The 13,625-nt window shown below is 67.7% G+C and carries 16 protein-coding genes and 1 pseudogene; 8 read left to right on the plus strand and 9 right to left on the minus strand.

All coding sequences use genetic code 11. The features are described 5' to 3' along the window. Nucleotide 1: 1 nt before the first annotated feature. The 3 genes from ACYJSS_RS03765 to hutG are packed head-to-tail and all read left to right on the plus strand — an operon-like array spanning nt 2 to nt 3,556. A complete protein-coding gene (locus ACYJSS_RS03765) occupies nt 2–1,555 on the plus strand; it encodes an HAL/PAL/TAL family ammonia-lyase (RefSeq protein WP_236204356.1) in 1,554 nt (517 codons plus the stop codon). Beyond that, a complete protein-coding gene (gene hutI, locus ACYJSS_RS03770) occupies nt 1,552–2,760 on the plus strand; it encodes an imidazolonepropionase (RefSeq protein WP_236204355.1) in 1,209 nt (402 codons plus the stop codon). The genes ACYJSS_RS03765 and hutI overlap by 4 nt, the downstream gene beginning before the upstream one ends. Further along, complete coding sequence (hutG, locus tag ACYJSS_RS03775) at nt 2,753–3,556, plus strand: N-formylglutamate deformylase (RefSeq protein ID WP_236204354.1); 804 nt, start codon at nt 2,753–2,755, stop codon at nt 3,554–3,556. The genes hutI and hutG overlap by 8 nt, the downstream gene beginning before the upstream one ends. A 193-nt stretch (nt 3,557–3,749) precedes the next feature. Here hutG and ACYJSS_RS03780 read toward each other — a convergent pair whose 3' ends face one another. Both ACYJSS_RS03780 and ACYJSS_RS03785 read right to left on the minus strand, forming a co-directional pair. Continuing rightward, a complete protein-coding gene (locus ACYJSS_RS03780) occupies nt 3,750–4,223 on the minus strand; it encodes an NUDIX domain-containing protein (protein ID WP_111262798.1) in 474 nt (157 codons plus the stop codon). Then, nucleotides 4,220–4,651 carry a hypothetical protein gene (locus tag ACYJSS_RS03785; protein WP_111262799.1) on the minus strand — a complete coding sequence of 144 codons (432 nt, stop codon included), beginning with the start codon at nt 4,649–4,651 and terminating at the stop codon, nt 4,220–4,222. The genes ACYJSS_RS03780 and ACYJSS_RS03785 overlap by 4 nt, the downstream gene beginning before the upstream one ends. A 92-nt stretch (nt 4,652–4,743) precedes the next feature. Between ACYJSS_RS03785 and pip the strand changes: the two genes are divergently transcribed. From pip to ACYJSS_RS03810, 5 genes are all read left to right on the plus strand, one after another. Continuing rightward, a complete protein-coding gene (pip, locus tag ACYJSS_RS03790) occupies nt 4,744–5,718 on the plus strand; it encodes a prolyl aminopeptidase (RefSeq protein ID WP_111262800.1) in 975 nt (324 codons plus the stop codon). Then, nucleotides 5,718–6,155 carry a D-aminoacyl-tRNA deacylase gene (dtd, locus tag ACYJSS_RS03795; protein WP_111262801.1) on the plus strand — a complete coding sequence of 146 codons (438 nt, stop codon included), beginning with the start codon at nt 5,718–5,720 and terminating at the stop codon, nt 6,153–6,155. The genes pip and dtd overlap by 1 nt, the downstream gene beginning before the upstream one ends. A gap of 138 nt (nt 6,156–6,293) precedes the next feature. Beyond that, nucleotides 6,294–7,085, plus strand: a complete 792-nt coding sequence (locus tag ACYJSS_RS03800; RefSeq protein WP_111262802.1) for a transporter substrate-binding domain-containing protein — start codon at nt 6,294–6,296, stop codon at nt 7,083–7,085. A 110-nt stretch (nt 7,086–7,195) separates the two neighbouring features. Beyond that, nucleotides 7,196–8,158: an amino acid ABC transporter permease gene (locus ACYJSS_RS03805; protein WP_111262803.1), complete on the plus strand. Its 963-nt coding sequence runs from the start codon at nt 7,196–7,198 to the stop codon at nt 8,156–8,158. Beyond that, a complete protein-coding gene (locus ACYJSS_RS03810; protein ID WP_111262835.1) occupies nt 8,151–8,885 on the plus strand; it encodes an amino acid ABC transporter ATP-binding protein in 735 nt (244 codons plus the stop codon). The genes ACYJSS_RS03805 and ACYJSS_RS03810 overlap by 8 nt, the downstream gene beginning before the upstream one ends. 58 nt (nt 8,886–8,943) lie before the next feature. Here ACYJSS_RS03810 and ACYJSS_RS03815 read toward each other — a convergent pair whose 3' ends face one another. The 7 genes and pseudogenes from ACYJSS_RS03815 to ACYJSS_RS03845 form a co-directional block, all read right to left on the minus strand. Further along, nucleotides 8,944–9,378, minus strand: coding sequence for a UPF0158 family protein (locus tag ACYJSS_RS03815; RefSeq protein ID WP_111262804.1), 435 nt, complete (start codon nt 9,376–9,378; stop codon nt 8,944–8,946). Between the two features lie 57 nt (nt 9,379–9,435). Continuing rightward, nucleotides 9,436–10,308 (minus strand): methyl-accepting chemotaxis protein, encoded by an 873-nt coding sequence (locus ACYJSS_RS03820; protein ID WP_373874581.1) that lies wholly within the window; start codon nt 10,306–10,308, stop codon nt 9,436–9,438. Nucleotides 10,309–10,338: 30 nt separating this feature from the next. Next, a pseudogene (locus ACYJSS_RS03825) lies at nt 10,339–11,352 on the minus strand (methyl-accepting chemotaxis protein); the annotation flags it as partial. A 72-nt stretch (nt 11,353–11,424) separates the two neighbouring features. Continuing rightward, on the minus strand, nt 11,425–12,132 hold the full coding sequence (locus ACYJSS_RS03830) for a 16S rRNA (uracil(1498)-N(3))-methyltransferase (protein WP_111262806.1): 708 nt from the start codon (nt 12,130–12,132) through the stop codon (nt 11,425–11,427). Beyond that, nucleotides 12,129–12,923: a twin-arginine translocase subunit TatC gene (gene tatC / locus ACYJSS_RS03835; protein ID WP_111262807.1), complete on the minus strand. Its 795-nt coding sequence runs from the start codon at nt 12,921–12,923 to the stop codon at nt 12,129–12,131. The genes ACYJSS_RS03830 and tatC overlap by 4 nt, the downstream gene beginning before the upstream one ends. Next, a complete protein-coding gene (gene tatB, locus ACYJSS_RS03840) occupies nt 12,920–13,330 on the minus strand; it encodes a Sec-independent protein translocase protein TatB (protein WP_111262808.1) in 411 nt (136 codons plus the stop codon). Before tatB ends, tatC begins: the two co-directional genes overlap by 4 nt. A 6-nt stretch (nt 13,331–13,336) precedes the next feature. After that, nucleotides 13,337–13,603, minus strand: a complete 267-nt coding sequence (locus ACYJSS_RS03845) for a twin-arginine translocase TatA/TatE family subunit (protein ID WP_111262809.1) — start codon at nt 13,601–13,603, stop codon at nt 13,337–13,339. Between the last annotated feature and the right edge of the window lie 22 nt (nt 13,604–13,625).

Genomic DNA, 13,625 nt, shown 5'->3' on the forward strand with positions numbered 1-13,625 from the left:
CATGGATACCGTGAAGACCAGCAGCACCACCCTCGAAACCACCGTCTTCGGCAACGGCCCGCTGCGCTGGCGCGACGTGGTCGATGTGGCCCGTGGCGGCCGGCGCCTGGAGCTGGCCCCGGCAGCCTGGGCGCGCATCGACAACGCCCACGCCATCGTCCGCCGCATCGTCGAGCGTGGCGAGCGCGCCTATGGCATCAGCACCGGCCTGGGGGCCCTGAGCGACATCCTGCTGGAGGGCGACCAGCTCGCCGCGCTGTCGCGCAACACCCTGCTCAGCCACGCCTGCGGCGTCGGCCCGGTGCTGGAGGACGAGCAGACCCGCGCCATCATCTGCTGCGCCATCGCCAACTACAGCCAGGGCAAGTCCGGGCTGCAGCCTCAGGTGGTGGAAGGGCTGCTCAACCTGCTCAACCGCGGCATCACCCCGCGCGTGCCGTCCCAGGGCTCGGTGGGCTACCTGACCCACATGGCCCATGTCGGCATCGCCCTGCTGGGCGTCGGCGAGGTGAGCCATCGCGGCGCTGTGGTGCCGGCCGCCCAGGCGCTGGCCGCCGAAGGGTTGCAACCGCTGCAGCTGGGGGCCAAGGACGGGCTCTGCCTGGTCAACGGCCTGCCCTGCATGACCGGCCTGGCCTGCCTGGCCCTGGCCGACCTGGAGCACCTGCTGCGCTGGGCCGACGTGATCGGCGCCATGAGCTTCGAGGCCCTGCGCGGCCAGCTCGCCGCCTTCGACCCGGCGATACTCGAACTCAAGCCGCACCCGGGCATGCAGAAGGTCGGCGCCAACCTGCGCGCGCTGCTCGCCGGCAGCGAAGTGATCGCCGCCAGCCAGGGCCTGCGTACCCAGGACGCCCTGAGCATCCGCTCGATCCCGCAGGTGCACGGCGCCTGCCGCGACCAGTTCGACCACGCCGCGCGGCAGGTGGAGACCGAGCTCAATTCCGCCAACGACAACCCGCTGGTGCTGGGCACGCCGGACCACTACCGGGTGATCTCCCAGGCCAACCCCCACGGCGAGTCCGTGGCCATGGCGGCCGACCTGCTGGCCATCGCCGTCGCCGAGCTGGGCGGCATCGCCGAGCGGCGCCTGGATCGCCTGGTCAACCCGCTGGTCAGCGGCCTGCCGGCCTTCCTCGTCAGCCGCCCCGGGGTCAACTCGGGGATGATGATCCTGCAGTACGTGGCCGCCGCCCTGGCCGGCGAGAACCGCCACCTGGCGCAACCGGCGGTGGTGGACAACTTCGTCACCTCGGCCCTGCAGGAAGACCACCTCAGCCTGGGCACCAGTGCCGCGCTCAAGCTCGGCCGGGCCCTCGGTAACTGCCGGCAGATACTGGCCATCGAATACCTGCTGGCGGCGCAGGCCCAGGAGTTCCTCGGCGAGCTGGCCACCGGCGTCGGCACCGCGGCGGCCCGAACGCTGCTGCGCGAGCGGGTGCCGGCCTTCGAGGAGGACCGCTGGCTGGCCCCCGATATCGGCGCCGCCGTGGCGTTGCTGCGCGAGGGGCCGGCCCTGGAGACGATTTCCGCACGGACAGGAGGATTGCAATGAAGAGGTTCTGGCACGGCTGCCGTCTCGCCACCCTGCAGGGCGGGCGCTACTCGATGATCGAGGACGGCGCCCTGCTCACCGAAGGCGAGCTGATCCGCTGGGTCGGCCCGCTGGCCGAGGCGCCCGATACCACCGGCGCCGAGCGCATCGACCTGGGCGGCGCCTGGGTCACCCCGGGGCTGATCGACTGCCACACCCACCTGGTGTTCGGCGGCGACCGCAGCGCCGAGTTCGAGCAGCGCCTGGAGGGCGTCAGCTACGCCGAGATCGCCGCCAAGGGCGGTGGCATCGCCAGCACCGTGCGCGCCACCCGCGAGGCCAGCGAGGATGAGCTGCTGGCCAGCGCGGTGACGCGCGCCCGGCAGCTGCTGCGTGATGGCGTCACCACCCTGGAGGTGAAGTCCGGCTACGGCCTGGACCTGGCCAGCGAGCGCAAGATGCTACGGGTCGCCCGGCGCCTGGGCGAGGTGCTGCCGGTGACGGTGACCACCACCTGCCTCGCCGCCCATGCGCTGCCGCCGGAATACGCCGGGCGTGCCGACGACTACATCGAGCGGGTATGCACCGAGATCCTGCCGCAACTGGCCGGTGAAGGCCTGGTGGATGCGGTGGACGCCTTCTGCGAGCACCTGGCCTTCTCGCCGGCCCAGGTCGAGCGGGTGTTCCAGGCCGCGCGCGGGCTTGGCCTGCCGGTCAAGCTGCACGCCGAGCAGCTGTCGTCGCTGCACGGCTCCAGCCTGGCGGCGCGCTATGGCGCGCTGTCGGCCGACCACCTGGAGTACATGACCGAGGAAGACGCCATCGCCATGGCCGCCGCCGGCACCGTCGCCGTACTGCTGCCCGGCGCCTTCTACCTGCTGCGCGAGACCCGGCTGCCACCCATCGAGGCCCTGCGCCGCCACGGCGTGGCCATGGCGGTGGCCAGCGACCTCAACCCCGGCACCTCGCCGGCGCTGTCCCTGCGGCTGATGCTGAACATGGCCTGCACCTCGTTCCGCCTGACCCCCGAAGAGGCCCTGGCCGGCGTCACCCTCAACGCCGCCCGCGCCCTGGGCCTGGCCGGGCGCTGCGGCAGCCTGGAGGCGGGCAAGCTCGCCGACTTCGTCGCCTGGGACATCGAGCGCCCGGCGCAACTGGCCTATTGGCTCGGCGGCGACCTGCCCAAGCGGGTGGTGCGCCACGGACAGGAGATCGACCTTGGATAACGTCCTCGACTTCACCCCCGGCCGCGTGCCGCTGCTGATCAGCATGCCGCACCCCGGCACCCGCCTGACCCCGGCGGTGGAGGCCGGCCTGGTCGACGGCGCACGCTCGCTGATCGACACCGACTGGCACATCCCGCTGCTCTACGACTTCGCCGCCGAGCTGGGCGCCGGGCTGCTGGCGGCCAACTACTCGCGCTACGTCATCGACCTCAACCGCCCGGCCGACGACACGCCGCTCTACGCCACCGCCACCACCGGCCTGTTCCCCGACGTGATGTTCGATGGCCAGCCGCTGTTCCGGGCGGGATGCGAGCCTTCGGCCGAGGAGCGCGCCGGTTACCTGGAGGGCATCTGGGCGCCCTACCACCGGCATATCGCCCAGGAGCTGGCGCGGCTCAAGCGCGAGTTCGGCTATGCGCTGCTGTTCGACGCCCATTCCATCCGCGCCTTCATCCCGCGCCTGTTCGATGGCCACCTGCCGGATTTCAACCTCGGCACCAATGCCGGCGCCAGCTGCGACCCCGGCCTGGCCGATGCGCTGGTCAGCGTCTGCTCTCGCGCCGAGGGCTACAGCCATGTGCTCAACGGGCGTTTCAAGGGCGGCCACATCACCCGCCACTATGGCCAGCCCGACCAGCACATCCACGCCGTGCAGCTGGAACTGGCCCAGCGCACCTACATGAACGAAGTCGAACCCTTCGCCTTCCGCGAAGACCTCGCCGTGCCCACCCGCAAGGTCATCCGCCAACTGCTGCTGGCGATGCTCGCCTGGGGGCGGGAGCGGTACGGGAAATAGTTGCGGTCCGGGGCCACTTCGCGGCCCTTGGGCGAATGAATTCGCCCCTACAGGGGCATGCGGTGAAGGGCTTTCGTAGGATGGGAAGAGCGCAGCGAATCCCATCGATGGCCGGAGCGGCACTCTCGTAGGGTGGGCCGGGCGGCGCTCCGCTTCAGCCCTCCGGTCGCTTTTTCGCGAATGATTTCGCGGGCTAGGTCTGCAAACCGAGATGGCGGATGGTCGGCAGGGCGGGGGCGAGGCGATCCCAGGCGTCGTCCAGCAGCTCGGCGGGGTAGAAGGGCAGGGCGGCCAGTTCCTCGCGGCTGATCCAGGCCAGTTCGCGGATGTCGAACTCGTCGCCACCCAGGCCCTTGAGGTTGGCCAGGGTGGGTTCGCCGTGGCGGGCATCGATGCGGTAGAACAGCTCCATGTGGAAGCGGCCCATCGCCGGCTCGGCGAACTCGCGGACGTACACCAGCGGGCCGACGTCCACCACCAGCCCGGTCTCCTCGAAGAACTCGCGCCTCACCGTGTCGCGGGTGGAGGCGTCGGTGTCGGACTCGAAGCCCCCGCCCGGCGGTATCCAGTAGGTGTCGTCGCCGACCACGTGCTTGACCAGCAGGATGCGGCCGGCCTCCACCAGCAGGCCGGCGGCACGGATGCGGTGTTGCAGCTTGGGCGTCATTGCCAGTCGAGTCGTGCCAGCTTCCATTCGCCGTCCTCCAGCCACCATTCGAGCTTCACGGCGTAGTGCCGCGCGGCATCGGGGATCAGCCCCTCGGCGCCGGCAAGCCCCACCTGGGCCTCGGTGTAGCCCTTGGTACTGTAGGTCGGATCGATGCGGTTGGCCTTGCCCAGGGCGAGGATGCGCACATTCTTGTGACGCAGGAACAGCAGCGTCATGGTGCGCTTGGCCCATTCGCGGTCGAATTCCTGCTGGGCGGTGAACTGCGGGTGCAACTGGTCGAGCACCGCTCCGGTCTTCTTCGCTTCGAGGTTGTCCTGCAGTTGCTGCACGGCGGAATCCAGCGCGGCGGCGGGATCGTCCCGGCCGCAACCGGTGAGCGTGAGCAGAATCAGCGCGAGCGCGAAAATCATCTTCCCAGGTGACATGCCTAACTCCCTTTTCCTCGTTATGATGCCCGGCAGGACAGGTGGCGCAGACCCGCAAGGGGTCGAGCTTACGCACAGTATCGGAGCCCAGAATGCAGACTTTGTATCCGGAGATTAAGCCCTACGCCCGCCATGAGCTGGCGGTGGACGAACCGCATGTGCTGTATGTCGACGAGAGCGGTTCGCCCGACGGCCTGCCGGTGGTGTTCATCCACGGCGGCCCGGGGGCCGGGTGCGATGCCATGAGCCGCCGGTTCTTCGATCCCAACCTCTATCGCATCGTCACCTTCGACCAGCGTGGCTGCGGCCGTTCGACGCCCCATGCCAGCCTGGAGAACAACACCACCTGGGACCTGGTCGCCGACCTCGAGCTGATCCGCGAGCACCTGGGCATCGACAAGTGGGTGCTGTTCGGCGGCTCCTGGGGATCGACCCTGTCGCTGGCCTATGCGCAGAAGCACCCCGAGCGCGTTCATGCGCTGATCCTGCGCGGCATCTTCCTCTGCCGTCCGCAGGAGATCACCTGGTTCTACCAGGAAGGCGCGAGCCGCCTGTTCCCAGACTACTGGGAGGACTACGTCGCGCCGATCCCGGCCGACGAGCAGGGCGACCTGCTGCACGCCTTCCACAAGCGCCTGACCGGCAGCGACCAGATCGCCCAGATGCACGCGGCCAAGGCCTGGTCCACCTGGGAGGGCCGCACCGCCACGCTGCGCCCCAGCGGCCCGGTGGTGGAACGTTTCAGCGAGCCGATGCGCGCCCTGTCCATCGCCCGCATCGAATGCCACTACTTCGTCAACGATGCCTTCCTGGAGCCCAACCAGTTGCTGCGCGACATGCACAGGATCGCCCACCTGCCGGGGATCATCGTGCATGGCCGCTACGACGTGATCTGCCCGCTGGACAACGCCTGGGCCTTGCACCAGGCCTGGCCCAACAGCGAGCTGCAGATCGTCCGTGACGCCGGCCATGCCGCATCCGAGCCGGGCATCACCGATGCGCTGGTGCGCGCCACCGACCAGATCGCCCGCCGCCTGCTCGACCTGCCGCCGGAAGACGAGGCCTGATGAAGGGCCTCCTGCAGCGGGTCTCCGCAGCCCGCGTGGACGTCGCCGGCGAAACCGTCGGCGCCATCGACCGGGGCCTGCTGGTGCTGGTGGGCGTCGAGCCCCAGGACAGCCAGGCCAGCGCCGACAAGCTCTTGCACAAGCTGCTCAACTACCGGGTGTTCAGTGACGCCGAGGGCAAGATGAACCTCTCCCTCGGCGCGGTCGGCGGCGGCCTCTTGCTTGTCTCCCAGTTCACCCTCGCCGCCGATACCCGCAGCGGCCTGCGCCCGAGCTTCTCCAGCGCGGCGCCGCCCGCCCTGGGCGAGGAGCTCTTCGACTACCTGGTGCAGCAGGCGCGCCTCAAGCACCCGCAGGTGGCCACCGGGCGCTTCGGTGCCGACATGCAGGTGCACCTGGTCAATGACGGGCCGGTCACCTTCCTCCTGGAAAGCTAGGCTTCACCCGCCACCCGTCCGATTCTGGCGTACTTCTTGCCTCTGACTCGCCATCCACGGTTCGGGCGGTTAGCATTCTGCGCCTGCCCGAGGTCCGTGGGCTGCACACAATAACGATCTGCCCAACCAGGAGTAAGAATGAAGAAGCTTCTCGCGTCCCTGTTGCTCTCCGCCTGCGCCGTCACCGGCCTGGCCCACGCTGGCGTCGTCGATGATGCGGTCAAGCGCGGCACCCTGCGCGTCGGCATGGACCCCACCTACATGCCCTTCGAGATGACCAACAAGCGTGGCGAGATCGTCGGCTTCGAAGTCGACCTGCTCAAGGCCATGTCCAAGGCGATGGGCGTGAAGCTGGAACTGGTCTCCACCAGCTACGACGGGATCATCCCGGCCCTGCTGACCGACAAGTTCGACATGATCGGCTCCGGCATGACCCTGACCCAGGAGCGCAACCTGCGCGTCAACTTCTCCGAGCCCTTCATCGTGGTCGGCCAGACGCTGCTGATCCGCAAGGAGCTGGAAGGCAAGATCAAGTCCTACAAGGACCTGAACGACGCCCAGTACCGCATCACCTCGAAGATCGGCACCACTGGCGAGATGGTCGCCAAGAAGCTGATCGCCAAGGCCAAGTACAACGGCTTCGACAACGAGCAGGAAGCGGTGATGGACGTGGTCAACGGCAAGGCCGACGCCTTCATCTACGACGCGCCCTACAACGTGGTCGCGGTGAACAAGGCCGGCGCCGGCAAGCTGGTGTACCTGGAGGAGCCCTTCACCTACGAGCCCCTGGCCTTCGGCCTGAAGAAGGGTGACTACGACAGCATCAACTGGATCAACAACTGGCTGCACCAGATCCAGAAGGACGGCACCTACGATCGCATCCATGCCAAGTGGTTCAAGAACACCGCCTGGCTGAAGGATATGGAGTAACCGCAGCCGCGAAGCCCCGACGCTTCACGCTGCAGACGGCAGGTTCCGGCTCACGAGGCCGGGCCTGCCTTTTTGCCTTCTATGGCCTCCCGCCATGCAAGAGATAGCCCGTGACTAGAAAACAACGTCGCACCTGGCCCTGGCACGTACTGACCGGCCTGATCCTGGTCGTGGTCGCCTACGGCCTCTGGTACTCAACCTCCCTGATCTCCTACGAGTGGCGCTGGAACCGGGTGCCCCAGTACTTCGCCTACCACGCCGAAGAGGCCCAGCGCGCCGCCGAGTATGCGCGGGTCGACAGCATCACCGAGGAGGGCGCGAACGCCCGGGTGACGCTGGTCAACGATGCGGGCGAGGAGCAGCAGCTGGTCGTCGCCAGGGACAGCCTGCAAATCTCCCAGGGGGATGACGTGGCCGAGGGCGACGTCGTCGGGGTGACCCGCCACTGGGCCGCCGGCCCGCTGCTGTGGGGCCTCTGGACCACCCTGTGGATCTCCGTGCTGTCCGGTGCCTTTGGCCTGGCCATCGGCCTGTTCACCGGCCTCTGCCGGCTGTCGCAGAACCCCACCCTGCGTGACCTCTCCACCGTCTACGTCGAACTGGTGCGCGGCACGCCGTTGCTGGTGCAGATCTTCATCTTCTATTTCTTCATCGGCACCGTGCTCGACCTGTCCCGCGAGTTCGCCGGGGTGGCGGCACTGGCGCTGTTCACCGGCGCCTACGTCGGCGAGATCGTCCGTGCCGGCGTTCAGTCCATCGCCCGTGGGCAGAACGAGGCGGCGCGCTCGCTCGGCCTCTCTGCCGGGCAGTCGATGCGCCACGTGATCCTGCCCCAGGCCTTCAAGCGCGTGCTGCCGCCCTTGGCCGGGCAGTTCATCAGCCTGGTCAAGGACACCTCGCTGGTGTCGGTCATCGCCATCACCGAACTGACCAAGAGCGGCCGCGAGGCGATCACCACTTCCTTCTCCACCTTCGAGATCTGGTTCTGCGTCGCCGCGCTCTACCTCGTGATCAACCTGCCCCTGTCGCAGATCGCCAACCGCCTGGAACGGAGGCTTGCGCAAAGTGATTGAAGTCCGTGAGCTGGTAAAAGTCTTCGACGCCCGTGGCCATGAAGTGCGCGCGGTCGACAACGTCACGACCCGGGTGGCGCGTGGCGAAGTGGTGGTGGTGATCGGGCCTTCGGGTTCCGGCAAGTCCACCTTCCTGCGTTGCCTCAATGGCCTGGAGGTGCTGGATTCCGGTTCGGTGAGCATCGACGGCGTCGACCTGGCCAACCCCAGGACCGATGTGAATGCCTACCGCCGCGAGGTGGGCATGGTGTTCCAGCACTTCAACCTGTTCCCCCACATGACGGTGCTGGAGAACCTGTGCCTGGCGCAGAAGGTGGTGCGCAAGCGCGGCAAGGCCGAGCGCGAGGAGAAGGCCCGGGCGTTGCTGGCCAAGGTCGGCATCTCGCAGAAGGTCGACGAATACCCCTCGCGCCTCTCCGGCGGCCAGCAGCAGCGCGTGGCCATCGCCCGTGCCCTGTGCATGGAACCGAAGGTGATGCTGTTCGACGAACCCACCTCGGCGCTGGACCCGGAGATGGTCGGCGAGGTGCTGGACGTGATGAAGCAGCTGGCCGTCGAGGGGATGACCATGGTCTGCGTCACCCACGAGATGGGCTTCGCCCGCGAGGTGGCCGACCGGGTGCTGTTCTTCGACCAGGGCAAGTTGCTGGAGGATGCGCCGCCGGCGCAGTTCTTCGACCAGCCACAGGACCCGCGCGCGCAAGCTTTCCTGCGCCAGGTGCTGTAACGGAAAGGGCCGCGATGCGGCCCTTTTTCATGGTGTGGCGAATCAGCGAGGTTGCAGGCTATGCATCGCGAGGTTCGTTGGCGGGATGCAGGCCGTTTTCCTCAAGCCAGTCCAGCGCCATTTGCCGGATGGCATTGGCTTCGAAGCTGTACCAGGCCTGCAGTACGTCCGGATAACCCATGAGCACGTTCTTGAATGTTCTGAACGGTTTCCGGCCAGACAGGGCCTGTTCGAGGGCAAGATAGATTTCCTCCTGCGTCACCGTCTGTATGAAGTCTTCCATGATGGTGAAGCCGGTTGCCGAAGTGATCGGCTCGATCAGCAGCATTCGCTCGGGTTCGGACTCAAGCAGGGCCGCGACTTCGGGGTCTGGAATTTCCGAGTACATCAAGAGGACCTTGCCGCTCTGGAGATCCAGGTAGTGATCCAGGTCTTCTCCATTGGTGTTGAGGGCGAAGGCCAGTTCGTCGAGGTCGATGGTCAGTGGGCGCATGACGGGGGCCTTGGGGGAAGGATGACTGCGTGATCCTACCCTCGGGGCACCGTTTTGTCAGACGCGGAAGCGCGAGACCATCGATTGCAGTTCATTGCCCAGGCGCGCCAGCTCGACGCTGGAAGCGGCGGTTTCCTCGCTGGCCGAGGCGGTCTGCTCGGAGATGTCGCGCACGTTGATGACGCTGCGGTTGATCTCCTCGGCCACCGCGCCCTGTTGCTCGGCGGCTGCGGCGATCTGCTGGTTCATCTGCTGGATGGTGGAGACGGCCTGGGCGATGGTGCCCAGGCGGCGGCCGGCACGGCGAGTCAGTTCGACGGTGCTTTCGGTCAGGCTGCGGCTGGTGTCCATCAGGCTGGCGGCCTGCTGGGTGCCGCTCTGCAGGCCGGCGATCAGTTCTTCGATCTCCTCGGTGGATTTCTGTGTGCGCTGGGCCAGGCCGCGCACTTCGTCCGCCACTACGGCGAACCCACGCCCGGCGTCGCCCGCGCGGGCGGCTTCGATGGCGGCGTTGAGGGCCAGCAGATTGGTCTGCTCGGCCACCGACTTGATCACGTCGAGCACGCTGCCGATCTTCTCGCTTTCCTGCTTGAGGCGGCCGACGGCCTCGTTGGAGCGGCCCACTTCGGTGGCCAGGCGATCCATCTGCTCGACCGCCTCATTCACCGCCACCTCGCCCTCGCGGGACAGTCGGTCGGCGGAGCTGGCGGCTTCGGAGGCCTGCTCGGCGTTGTGCGCGACTTCCTGCACCGTGGCGGCCATTTCGTTCATGGCGGTGGCGACCTGGTCGGTCTCGACCTTCTGGTTGTTGACCCCGGCACTGGTCTGCCCGGTGACGGCGGACAGCTGCTCGGCGGCGCTGGCGATCTGGGTGACGCCGTCGCGGATGTGGCCGATCAGTTCGCGCAGGCTCAGGGTCATGCGCTGCATGCTCTTCTGCAGTTGGCCGAGCTCGTCAGCGCGATCGACCTTGAGGTCTTCGCTGAGGTCGCCCGAGGCGATGCGCTCGGCCACGGCCAGGGTGCGCTGCAGGGGCAGGACGATCTGCCGGGTGATCATCACGGCGGCGGCGACACCGATGGCCAGGGCGATGGCGATGGCAGCCAGCAGCAGGGTGCGGGTCTGGGTGGATTCGCTCTCGCGCTTGGCTGACTGGCTCTCGAACAACTGGTTGCTGATCTGCAACAGCTTGTCGCGCAGAGTGCTCATGGCCTGGGCCTGCACCAGGGTGGCGTCGGTGGCGCTGCGGAAGGCCCCGATGGCGGCGCGGTAGGCCTTGAGGCCGGTGGCGACCTTGGCCAGGTCCTCGTCCTCACCGAGGGTTTCGCCGAGCTTCACCTGGCCGGCCAGGGCCGTGTCCACCGCGGTGAGGGCGGCCTGCTCCAGGCTGGGGTCGTTGCTGTAGGTGTAGCCGCGTACCTGGAAGCGGGCCTGTTGCACGGAGAGGCGCAGTCCGCTGATCTGGCGGTACTGGTCGAGGCGCGAGGCTTCGTCCAGGGCGATGTCGGCGAGAATGCGTTGCTCGATCTCGCCGATCGCCAATACGGCGGCATCGGCGCTGGCGCCGAGCTGCGCGCGGGAGGCCTCACGGGCCTGGTAGGCTTGGCCGAGCTGGCCAAAGGCCTGCCTGTAGGCGCCGAGCGCGGCTTCCTCCTGTTCGATGAGAGCGTGGTCCTTGGGGTCGCTGAGTTCCTTGTCCAGTTCCCGGGCGAAGGCTTCCATTGCGCCGAGCGCGGCGTCGACCTTGTCGGCCGTCGCCGGCTCCTGCTTGGCCTGGTACTCCTGGAGGGCGATGCGCAGGTCCTTGGTCATCTCGCTGAGCTTGGCGCTGGCGCCGAGCTTGTCGCCGCGCTCCAGGGTGGCGTCCAGGGCCAGCCAGCCGGTGAGGGTGATGAGCACCGTGAGCAGCAGTACCAGGCCGAAGCCGAGGGTCAGCTTGAGGTTGACACTGATATTGCCGAACCAGCGGAACATGGGGACTTCTCCAGCGAACGAGGCAGTTCCGTGGTTATCGGCAGCGCCGGGCGCGGCTTGAAGCCTGCGATGTCAGAACAGGCGGGCGAGCAGGGCGGTGACGGCGGTTTCCACGCGCAGGATGCGCTCGCCCAGTTGCACCGGAGCCAGGCCGGCTTCCTGGAGCTTTTCCACCTCGTAGGGAATCCAGCCGCCCTCCGGGCCGATGGCCAGGGTGATGGGGCCCTCCACCGCGCGCGGGCAGGCGGGCCAGGGGCCGGGGTGGCCGACCAGGCCGAGGGTGCCGGCGGCCAGCGCGGGCAGGCGGTCTTCGACGAAGGGCTTGAAGCGCTTCTCGATCACCACCTCGGGTAGCACGGTGTCGCGGGCCTGTTCCAGGCCGAGGACGAGCTGCTCGCGGATGGCGGCGGGTTCGAGGAAGGGGGTCTGCCAGAAGCTCTTTTCCACCCGGTAGCTGTTGAGCAGCACCAGGCGCGGTACGCCCATGGCGGCGACGGTCTGCAGCACACGGCGGAGCATCTTCGGGCGCGGCAGGGCCAGCAGCAGGGTGATCGGCAGCTTGGCTGGCGGCGCCTGCTCCAGGCTGAACTGCAGCTCGGCACGGTCGGCCTCCAGGCTCAGCAGGCGGCCTTCGCCCATGGCGCCGCCGAGCAGTCCGACGCGCAGGCTGTCACCGGCTTCGGCGCGGTGCACCTCGTGCAGGTGCCTGAGGCGGCGGCCCTGCAGCAGGACACGATCGGGGGCGATCAGGTCGCCCTCTTCGAGCAGCAGCAGGTTCACGGCTGGGTGGCGGGCGGCTGGTCGCCGGGCTCGTCGGTGCTGTCCTCGGGATGGTCGCCACGCTTGCGGATCAACCCGCCGAAGAACACGCCGACCTCGAACAGCAGCCACATGGGGATCGCCAGGAGGGTCTGGGAGAAGATGTCCGGCGGGGTGAGGATCATGCCGACCACGAAGCACCCGATGATCACGTAGGGGCGGATCTTCTTCAGGTAGCTGACGTCGACCACGCCGATCCAGATCAGCAGCACCACGGCCACCGGGATCTCGAAGGCGACGCCGAAGGCGAAGAACAGGGTCATGACGAAGTCGAGGTAGCTGCTGATGTCCGTCATCATCGACACGCCCTCGGGGGTGACGCTGGCGAAGAAGTGGAAGATCAGCGGGAACACCAGGAAGTAGGCGAAGGCCATGCCGGCGTAGAACAGCACGATGCTGGACACCAGCAGCGGCATGGCGATGCGCTTCTCGTGCTTGTACAGGCCGGGCGCGATGAAGCCCCAGACCTGGTGCAGGATCACCGGCATGGCGAGGAACAGCGCCACCACCATGGTCAGCTTGAAGGGCGTGAGGAAGGGCGAGGCCACGTCGGTGGCGATCATGGTCGCGCCTTCGGGCAGGTACTGGCGCAGCGGGGCGGAGACCAGGGTGTAGATCTTCTGGGCGAAGTAGAACAGCCCGGCGAAGATCAGGAAGATCGCGGCCACGCAACGCAGCAGGCGGGTACGCAGTTCGGTGAGGTGCGAGACCAGGGGCATTTCCTGGTCCATTTCCGGCTTCTGATCGCTCATAGGGGGCGGGGCGGCTGTGGCTGTTCGATGGGCGCGACGGCAGGTGCGCTGGCCGCTACGGCGTCAGCGGCCGGTACGGCGGGGCTCGCCTCGGCCGCCACTGCTGGCACGGCCTCGGGCGCCGGCTGCGGGGCGGCCGGCGTGGGCACGGGTTCCGCAGCGGGAGGCACGATGCTCTCCTTGATCTGCTTCTCCAGCGCCATGATCTGTTCGTTATGCAGCTGGCGACGGATCTCGTCGGCGCCGATCTCGCGTTCCACTTCCTGCTTGATGGCGTTGAAGCTGCGCTTGAGGCGGCCGATCCACAGGCCGGCGGTGCGGGCGGCACCGGGCAGGCGCTCGGGGCCGAGCACCAGCAATGCCACCAGGCCGATCAGCAGCAGTTCACCAAAGCTGATACCGAACATGCTGGGTCAGTCCTTGCGCACTACCGGCTCTTCGACCTTCTGCGCCTGGCCGTCGATGGTGTGCGGCTGGTTCAGCGGGGCGCCGGGCTGCGGTGCCTGCGGCTGGGCGGCGGCCTGCTCGGCCTTCTGGTCTTCCTCGGTGTTCATCGCCTTGCGGAAGCCCTTGATGGCTTCGCCGACATCCGAACCGAGGTTCTTCAGGCGCTTGGTGCCGAACACCAGGACGACGACGATCAGAATGACCAGCCAGTGTTTCCAGTCGAAAATACCCATGGTTTGCTCCTGAGGCTAATGC

This window comes from Pseudomonas sp. No.21 (assembly GCF_054558415.1).

What these genes read in the sequence shown, in the direction of transcription:
- ACYJSS_RS03765 (WP_236204356.1), top strand. Translation starts at nt 2, where the DNA reads ATGGATACCGTGAAGACCAGCAGCACCACCCTCGAAACCACCGTCTTC.
- hutI (WP_236204355.1), top strand. Translation starts at nt 1,552, where the DNA reads ATGAAGAGGTTCTGGCACGGCTGCCGTCTCGCCACCCTGCAGGGCGGG.
- ACYJSS_RS03780 (WP_111262798.1), bottom strand. Translation starts at nt 4,223, where the DNA reads ATGACGCCCAAGCTGCAACACCGCATCCGTGCCGCCGGCCTGCTGGTG.
- ACYJSS_RS03785 (WP_111262799.1), bottom strand. Translation starts at nt 4,651, where the DNA reads ATGTCACCTGGGAAGATGATTTTCGCGCTCGCGCTGATTCTGCTCACG.
- pip (WP_111262800.1), top strand. Translation starts at nt 4,744, where the DNA reads ATGCAGACTTTGTATCCGGAGATTAAGCCCTACGCCCGCCATGAGCTG.
- dtd (WP_111262801.1), top strand. Translation starts at nt 5,718, where the DNA reads ATGAAGGGCCTCCTGCAGCGGGTCTCCGCAGCCCGCGTGGACGTCGCC.
- ACYJSS_RS03800 (WP_111262802.1), top strand. Translation starts at nt 6,294, where the DNA reads ATGAAGAAGCTTCTCGCGTCCCTGTTGCTCTCCGCCTGCGCCGTCACC.
- ACYJSS_RS03815 (WP_111262804.1), bottom strand. Translation starts at nt 9,378, where the DNA reads ATGCGCCCACTGACCATCGACCTCGACGAACTGGCCTTCGCCCTCAAC.
- ACYJSS_RS03820 (WP_373874581.1), bottom strand. Translation starts at nt 10,308, where the DNA reads ATGCAGCGCATGACCCTGAGCCTGCGCGAACTGATCGGCCACATCCGC.
- tatC (WP_111262807.1), bottom strand. Translation starts at nt 12,923, where the DNA reads ATGAGCGATCAGAAGCCGGAAATGGACCAGGAAATGCCCCTGGTCTCG.
- tatB (WP_111262808.1), bottom strand. Translation starts at nt 13,330, where the DNA reads ATGTTCGGTATCAGCTTTGGTGAACTGCTGCTGATCGGCCTGGTGGCA.
- ACYJSS_RS03845 (WP_111262809.1), bottom strand. Translation starts at nt 13,603, where the DNA reads ATGGGTATTTTCGACTGGAAACACTGGCTGGTCATTCTGATCGTCGTC.